A 6,964-nucleotide genomic window follows, 5' to 3' on the forward strand; every position below is an offset into this window, starting at 1 on the left:
CAGTATCCATGGGGTGCTCCCCCGGTTCCGCCCGGCCCTCCGCCCGGCGGCAAGCGGGTTCCGGGCGGGCTCGTGGCGACCGTGCTCGTGGCCGCCCTGGTGGCCGGCGGCATCGGCGGCGGCATCGGCTTCTTCGCGGCGGACAGCGAGGAGAGCGGCTCCACGACCATCACCTCCGGCTCCGACCCGGAGGCCCTCAACCGGTCCCCCAAGTCCGTGGCCGGGATAGCGGGCAAGACGCTCCCCAGCGTCGTCACCATCGAGACGAAGGGCGGCGGCGAGGAGGGCACCGGCACCGGCTTCGTCTTCGACAAGCAGGGCCACATCCTCACCAACAACCACGTCGTCGCGAGCGGCGGCGCCGGAGGCGGCCTCTCCGCGACGTTCTCGGACGGCAAGAAGTACGAGGCGGAGGTCGTCGGCAAGGCGCAGGGCTACGACGTCGCGGTCATCAAGCTCAAGAACGCCGACGGGCACAAGCTCGCGCCGCTCCCCCTGGGGAAGTCCGACGACGTGCGCGTCGGTGACGCCACCATCGCGATCGGCGCACCCTTCGGGCTGTCGGGCACGGTGACCACGGGCATCGTCAGCGCCAAGAACCGTCCCGTCGCATCGAGCGACGGGCAGGGCAGCAACGCCTCGTACATGAACGCCCTTCAGACCGACGCGTCGATCAACCCCGGCAACTCCGGTGGCCCGCTGCTGAATGCGCAGGGCGCGGTCATCGGCGTCAACTCCGCGATCCAGTCCGCCGGTGGCGAAGGCGGCCTGGGCCAGGGCCAGTCCGGCAGCATCGGCCTGGGCTTCGCCATCCCGGTCAACCAGGCGAAGCGTGTGGCCACGCAGTTGATCAAGACCGGCACGCCCGTCTACCCGGTGATCGGCGCGACGGTCACGATGGACCAGAAGGGCGGCGGGGCGGTCATCGCCGAGAAGGGCGAGGGTGACGACCAGCAGCCGATCACCAAGAACGGTCCCGCCGACAAGGCCGGCCTGAAGCCGGGCGACGTCATCACACGGCTCGACGACACCCCGATCGACAGCGGCCCGACGCTGATCGGCACCATCTGGACCCACAAGCCGGGCGAGAAGGTCAAGATCACCTACAAGCGGGACGGCAAGGAGGCCACGACCGAGGTCACCCTCGGCTCCCGCAAGGGCGATCAGTGACCGTCCCGGCAAACCGCTAGGCTGTCCTCGCGTCGCCCCTCGGGGGCGCCGCGGGGAGGTGTGCCCGAGCGGCCGAAGGGAACGGTCTTGAAAACCGTCGTGGCAGCGATGTCACCGTGGGTTCAAATCCCACCGCCTCCGCCGAGGTCAGAGAAGTAGCAGGTCACAAGGCGTGCCCGTCAACGACGGGCACGCCTTGTGGTGTTCGGGTTGTCTCACCCCATCTCGCCCGGATCCCAACATTGACCAGTGCGTATGGGCCATCTGTGGGCCAGCCTCAGCGCTGATTTCCCTCGTCGAGTGCCCGCGCGATCAGGTTGTTGGAGTGCTGCTGGCCACCCTTGAGGATCTTCGCGTAGAAGCGGTACAGCACGGCGATGCTGTGGCCGGCCCGAGCTGCGACCTCCGCAGGGTCAACCCCTGACTTAATCCAGAGTGAAACCCCCGCGTGGCGCAGGGAGTACGGGACTGCCGCGAGCGCGGACTCCACCTCACGAGGAGACAGCACAGCCTCTCGTGCTCTCTCCCAGACTTCGCAGTACTCGGTGGAGGCCACTCGCCCGCCCCGGGCTGCCCGGAACAGGCGGCCGTCATCGGCTGTGCCGTAGCGGGCGATGTGTTCTCGCAGTAGGTGCACAAGGACCGGCGGGATGGGCACGGTCCGCGTTGCGCCGCGCTTCCGTCGTTTGAGTCCGCGCTTCTCGTACGACGTTCCGTCGTCCGTCCAGCCGCCGCCCACCTCTGGGCGACTCTCTCCGAGCAGCAGTTCGCCCCACTCCTTTACGGACTCGGGCGAGGCCGGCGGCAAGGTGCAGTCCGATGCTTTGAGCGCGACGATTTCGCCTGGCCGCATGGCTGCGTAGTACAGGCAACCGAAGAAGGCGTGCAGATGCGCGCCGCGCGATCCGGAGTCGCGGACAGACCCAAGTAGCTTGCGTGCTACGTCCGGCCCCGGCACGTACCGGAAATCGATCTCGTCGTCACTGTCGGGCGGCGTCCAGTCCACGCGAGGCAGAGGATTCGCCCCCAGTAGACCCTTTTCCTCAACTGTGTAGCGGAGCATGTTGCTCAGCACCATTCGCTTGCGTCTGGCCGTGTTTTCGGCGGCCTTACCCCCGTCCAGTCGGAGTGAAAGCGCCTCCAGAGCGGGGCGCAGAAGCGCGGGGTCCTCCAACTCCCTGACCTTGATGGAGCGGGCGGTAATCCAATCCAGAGCTGCCCGAATTTCGGCCGGCGGTTCCTCGACGACGTAACGCGAGACCCAGGCCCCCTCGCTACTGCGGACAGCCCGGAACGCCCACTGATAGAGGGCGGCGCGGGTCACGGCCGCGCGGGGCTCTCCGCGCCTGCTCGTGACGAGTACAGGGGTCACGACAGCGAGCGATTCCGCGATGCTTGCCCGGTGCTTGGCGGCGGCGCGCGGCCACTTCATCAGTACGTATTCCGTCGCGTGCTCGTACCAAGTAGGGGAAGTCCGCGCCAGCAGCTCCCCTGCGGGGAGACCGGTCTCCTCGTCGAATTGCTGGCGGTTGCGGAGTGCTGCCATCAGTTCTGACTGACGGCCTTCCGCCTGCGGCTTGAACTTGAAGCTTCGGGAATGGGAGCGCTCGCCAACCCGCCAGCGGAGTTCCCATGGCTTCGGGCGCCCGGAGCGCTTGCGGATGGACCAGAAGTCCACGTCGTACGTGAGCATGTCTCTCCAGATTGAAAGGGGCCCGCGCTCAGCGCGGGCCCCGGTGAAGCAATCGGATTTACGCGGCGTGCTGCTCGCACCGCTCCCACCAGTCATCCAAGTCGGCGCGACGCACGCGTAGTTGGCCGTTGGGGAGCTTGATGAGCCTGGGTGCTTCGCCGCGTGCTCGCATGCGGTAGAAGGCTGCGCGACTCATGTCGATCTCTTCGAGTACTTCCTGGAGCTTGAGCATCTTCTGACGTGCCATTGCGGCAACTCCTTCAAGACGACGCGGGGGCCGCGGCTTGCCCCTCTTGGGGAATCCGCAACATCCGCCACGCCGCAACATTGCTGGTCAGCGGCTTAGATTTGTGGCGGATGCCGGTTGTGTTGCGGATAGGTGCCGCCACGCGAAGGCGTGTCGGCACCTATCGGGCGGGCGGGGTTAACTGACGCTGCGCAGGGTGCGTGTGTCGGCTTCCGTGAGCTTGTGGCGGCTCTCGGATGGGTCTTCCGCCACAGATTCACCCTCGTTGACCTGCGATGTTGCGGCTGTTGCGGATGTTGCGGATTCTCCGGGGGGAGGGGGGCAGTAGCGGGCCCAGGCGTCGCTGAGGTCTTCCGCGTAGTAGCCCTTGGGGGTACCGCTGCCGACCCGGATGCCCCGCGGGCGGATCGGAGTGGTGTCGGGACGGACGTACTGCTTGAGGAGCTTGGACAGGCCCCGGGAGGTGAGCGGCTTTCCGTCGTCGGTCAGATCGCCCCATGGAGCGTCATCGAGTCCGAGGAGGACTTCGAGGATGGCGGCAGTGGGCATGCGGTCGACGCCGCAGAAGACGCGGTCGCGCAGGTCGGTCAACAGCCGTACACCGAGGGAGGCTTCGTCGCCTTCCTGCGCGGCCTTGATCAGGGTGAGACAGGCCGCGCGGGCCCGCTCGGGCCAGTGGCCGCCGGCCGCGTCGGCGACCGCGAGGAGCGGCTCCCACACGTCGGCAGGCCGGTCGGAGACACCTTCGGGCATCTCCGGCCACGCCTGGGCGACCTGGTCGTGGATGGTGTCGGTCCAGTCGGCGAGGCGGTCACGCAGTGCGTGCCCCTGCTTCTCGTGGACGCGCCGCCGGTAGGGCTCGCACTTCTCGTTCGGGGCCTTCTTGCGCATGCGGATGATGATCGAGCGGGTCAGGATCGTGTCAGGCAGCGAGCCGAGGCCGGCCATGGCGACCGCGCAGAACGAGTCGAACCACCCTGCCTTCTGGTCGGAGCCGTCCCCGATGCAGCGCAGGGACTTCGCGCCGCGGCGGTAGCCGGAGTTGAGGAACCCGCGGACCTCTTCGTTGCCGCCGGCTTTGGGGCCGAAGACGGTGTCGATCTCGTCGAAGAGGAGCGTGGGGCCTCCTTCGTCTGCCGCCACGAGGCGGAAGAGCGCGTTGGCGGAGGCGTTGACGGTAGTCGCCGCGCGTGGGGTGAGGGTTTCGATGATCTCCAGCGCTCGGGACTTCCCGGAACCCGGCTCCGGGCTCAGGAAGGCGAGACGGGCGGTGCCATCGAGCGCGTCGATGAGGTGCGCGTGCGCATCCCACAACGCCACCGCAACGTAGGCGGCTTCGGTCGGAAAGACGTTGAACCGGCGGTGGAACGCCTCGACTTCATCGAGCAGCGCCGCGCCATCGATCGGCTCAGGCGGATTCTTCTTGGGTGAGGTCATGCTGCGCTCCGGGTGGTCTCAGGAGTCTCGGACTGGCCGGTGCAGGTGTCGCGATGGACGGTGTAGGCCTCGATGAGGACCAGCACGCGCTCCTTGCCGCGGGCGTGCCGGGATCGGCCGCACCTGCAACGGGCTGTGGCTGACGGAATGGAGGAGGAGGAGGGCGGGGCGATGATGCGCAGTCCCACCCACGGCTCCTCGGAGGTCACGCTCATGTCGCCTCCCTGCCGCCGGAGTTCAGCGAGCAGCAGGGGATGAGAAGGGCGGCCTTCTGCCGACAACCCAGCCGTTGACCGCTGCCGTGCTCAAGCGGAGCGGCGGCGAGCCAGGCCCCGTCGCGGGTGAAGAGGCTCTTAGTAGGCGGGGGTTGGGGGGCATGGGTCATGCTGGCCGCCCTTGCGGGTTGTTGCGGATGGACCAGTCGAGACCTCGGTCGATGACGTCGTCGTAGTAGCGCTGCGACTCACTCCCGCCCGAAAGTGCCGCCCCACTAAGAGCCTCTTGGACCTCGCCTCGGGTGAGGTCGCCGCTGGCCACCAGACGTCCCAAGGCTCGTGCTGCTCGCAGCAGGGACCAGTTGCGCACCCCGTCCCCCGCGCCTGCGACGTTGGCGGTCTCGTTGCGGAGCGCCGCGGTCGCGTAGCGGGTGGCGTTCTGCGGCTGCGGTGCCGGGAGAGGCCGGGCAGGGCGCGGTGCGGGTGCGAGCGCCTGGTGAAGCCAGGTCGGCAATGGGGCCGGGGTGGTGTCGTGGTGGAGGCGGTAGGGCTTGCCGCCGACGGTGCTTCCTGCGGCGACGACGTAGCCGCCCCATGCGCGGGTGTCGATGTTCGGCCCGAGCTTCTTGCTGGTCAGACCGAGCCGCACTCCAGTGGGTGCGGTGAAGTACAGGTGCCATCCGCCCCCGCGGGTCCGCACCGTGTAGGTGGTGGGCCAGGGCTGTCCGGCGCGCTCGCAGAGCGCTGAGAAGGTCGTCGCGCCGTCAGGCGCGTCGCTCCCGTCTTTTGGCAGGTCGAGGTCGATGACGACCAGTCCCGAGGGGCCAGTGGCGATGCCGACCCCGTAGGGACGCCTGCTCCATGCCGCGCGGATCTTCTCGGGGTCGGTGGTGGCGCGCTGCTCGGGGGTGAGGTGCCCGTCGGTGCAGCGGTCGGTGCGGGGGCAGTCGGCTTGTCGGTGGCCGGTGGGGCGCTTGTTGTCGGGGCGGAGGGGGAAGACGCGCCAGCCGCGGGCTGCAGCGGCCAGGGCTGCCTGGTGCAGCGCGGTGGCTGCGGGTTGGGTCATGATGGAAGCTCTCCAGTTCCGTGTAGGGCTGTGAGAAGGGCCGGGGGCGGTGGGCGCCTTGGCGGGATGACCACCGCCCCCGGGCGCAGTCAGAACGGCGGCTCGTCGCCCGTCGGCTTGTTGGCGCCGGTGCTCCAGGGGTCACCGGCACCGTTGGAGCCGCTCCCGTTGCCGCCGCTGCTGGTGGCCTTGGTGGTGGTGGCGGTGGCGAACTTCAGGGACGGGCCGATGTCGTCGACTTCGAGGGCGAGCATCGAGCGGTTCTCGCCCTGCTCGGTCTGCCAGTCGAACTGACGCAGGCGCCCGGAGACGATGACCCGGGATCCCTTGGCAAGGGACTCGGTGACGTGTTCGGCGAGGCCGCGCCAGGCGGAGCAGCGCATGAACATCGCGGTGCCGTCCTTGTACTGGCCGGATTCGCGGTCGAAGTGGCGGGGTGTGGAGGCGACGGTGAACTTCGCCAGCGCGGCCCCGCCCTGGGTGAACTTCAGCTCGGGGTCGCTGGTGAGGTTGCCGATGACGGTGATGGGGGTGTCTCCCATGGCCATGTGTGTGTCCCTTGTCGTGAGCTTGTGAATTCGAGTCGGTTCTCGGGTGGTCAGAAGGGCGGTTCGCTGCTGTAGCCGGGGCTGTTCCGGCGGCGCCGCAGTCGGGGCAGGGGCAGGAGGGTCCAGGTGCGGCGGTTGTCCCAGCAGGGGCAGGGGTCCCAGTGGGTTCCGTCGTATTCGCCGGTCTCGGGGTGGCCGTAGTCGCGTGGGTGGCCGCCGTCTCCGTCGCAGGCCCAGCAGCCTGGCCGGGGCGTGTCGGTGAGGATGAGCGCGGGGCGGGGCCAGGATTGTCGATGGATGCGCAGTCGCATGCGGGGCTCCTTACTGGTTGATGGTTCCGTTGGCGCGGCCGAAGAGACCGTTGGCGGTGATGTTCTGGGTGATCTGTGCGGGCGCCCGGTGCCGCCAGCGGGACAGGAGGAACGCGGCGCCTCCGCAGCTGGCGGCGATCAGGGCGACGGCGGCCCATAGGGCGTCGGTCATGGCGATGACTCCGGGTGCGGCGTAGTGGAGGCCGAAGCCGCCCGCGCCGATGCCAGCGCCGATGGTCGGGGCGAGGAGCGCGGTGGTTTTGGCCCACGCGGGGAC

The 6,964-nt window shown here is 68.8% G+C and carries 8 protein-coding genes, 1 tRNA gene and 1 pseudogene; 2 read left to right on the top strand and 8 right to left on the bottom strand.

Annotated features, from left to right (window positions below; translation table 11 throughout):
* A partial coding sequence (locus H5J26_RS26545) for a S1C family serine protease (RefSeq protein WP_181768506.1) occupies nucleotides 1-1,170 on the top strand: 1,170 nt, incomplete at its 5' end.
* A gap of 54 nt (nucleotides 1,171-1,224) precedes the next feature.
* Nucleotides 1,225-1,311: transfer RNA gene (locus tag H5J26_RS26550), tRNA-Ser, on the top strand.
* 136 nt (nucleotides 1,312-1,447) lie between these two features.
* On the opposite strand, the gene H5J26_RS26555 is transcribed toward H5J26_RS26550, so the two are convergent.
* The 8 genes and pseudogenes from H5J26_RS26555 to H5J26_RS26590 all read right to left on the bottom strand — a co-directional run.
* Entirely contained in the window at nucleotides 1,448-2,863 is a 1,416-nt protein-coding gene (locus H5J26_RS26555; protein ID WP_181768507.1) for a tyrosine-type recombinase/integrase, read from the bottom strand.
* Between the two features lie 58 nt (nucleotides 2,864-2,921).
* Nucleotides 2,922-3,110 carry a helix-turn-helix transcriptional regulator gene (locus H5J26_RS26560; RefSeq protein ID WP_181768508.1) on the bottom strand — a complete coding sequence of 63 codons (189 nt, stop codon included), beginning with the start codon at nucleotides 3,108-3,110 and terminating at the stop codon, nucleotides 2,922-2,924.
* A 177-nt stretch (nucleotides 3,111-3,287) separates the two neighbouring features.
* Entirely contained in the window at nucleotides 3,288-4,547 is a 1,260-nt protein-coding gene (locus H5J26_RS26565) for a DUF3631 domain-containing protein (RefSeq protein ID WP_181768509.1), read from the bottom strand.
* A complete protein-coding gene (locus tag H5J26_RS26570; protein ID WP_181768513.1) occupies nucleotides 4,544-4,762 on the bottom strand; it encodes a hypothetical protein in 219 nt (72 codons plus the stop codon). Before H5J26_RS26570 ends, H5J26_RS26565 begins: the two co-directional genes overlap by 4 nt.
* Nucleotides 4,763-4,928: 166 nt before the next feature.
* Nucleotides 4,929-5,828: a bifunctional DNA primase/polymerase gene (locus tag H5J26_RS26575; RefSeq protein WP_181768510.1), complete on the bottom strand. Its 900-nt coding sequence runs from the start codon at nucleotides 5,826-5,828 to the stop codon at nucleotides 4,929-4,931.
* Nucleotides 5,829-5,917: 89 nt separating this feature from the next.
* Complete coding sequence (gene ssb, locus H5J26_RS26580) at nucleotides 5,918-6,376, bottom strand: single-stranded DNA-binding protein (protein ID WP_181768511.1); 459 nt, start codon at nucleotides 6,374-6,376, stop codon at nucleotides 5,918-5,920.
* Nucleotides 6,377-6,426: 50 nt separating this feature from the next.
* On the bottom strand, nucleotides 6,427-6,687 hold the full coding sequence (locus H5J26_RS26585; RefSeq protein ID WP_181768512.1) for a hypothetical protein: 261 nt from the start codon (nucleotides 6,685-6,687) through the stop codon (nucleotides 6,427-6,429).
* A 10-nt stretch (nucleotides 6,688-6,697) separates the two neighbouring features.
* Nucleotides 6,698-6,964: pseudogene (locus H5J26_RS26590) on the bottom strand (hypothetical protein); the annotation flags it as partial.

The organism is Streptomyces albidus (ex Kaewkla and Franco 2022) (assembly GCF_013870515.1).
Taxonomy (GTDB): Bacteria; Actinomycetota; Actinomycetes; order Streptomycetales; family Streptomycetaceae; genus Streptomyces; species Streptomyces albidus.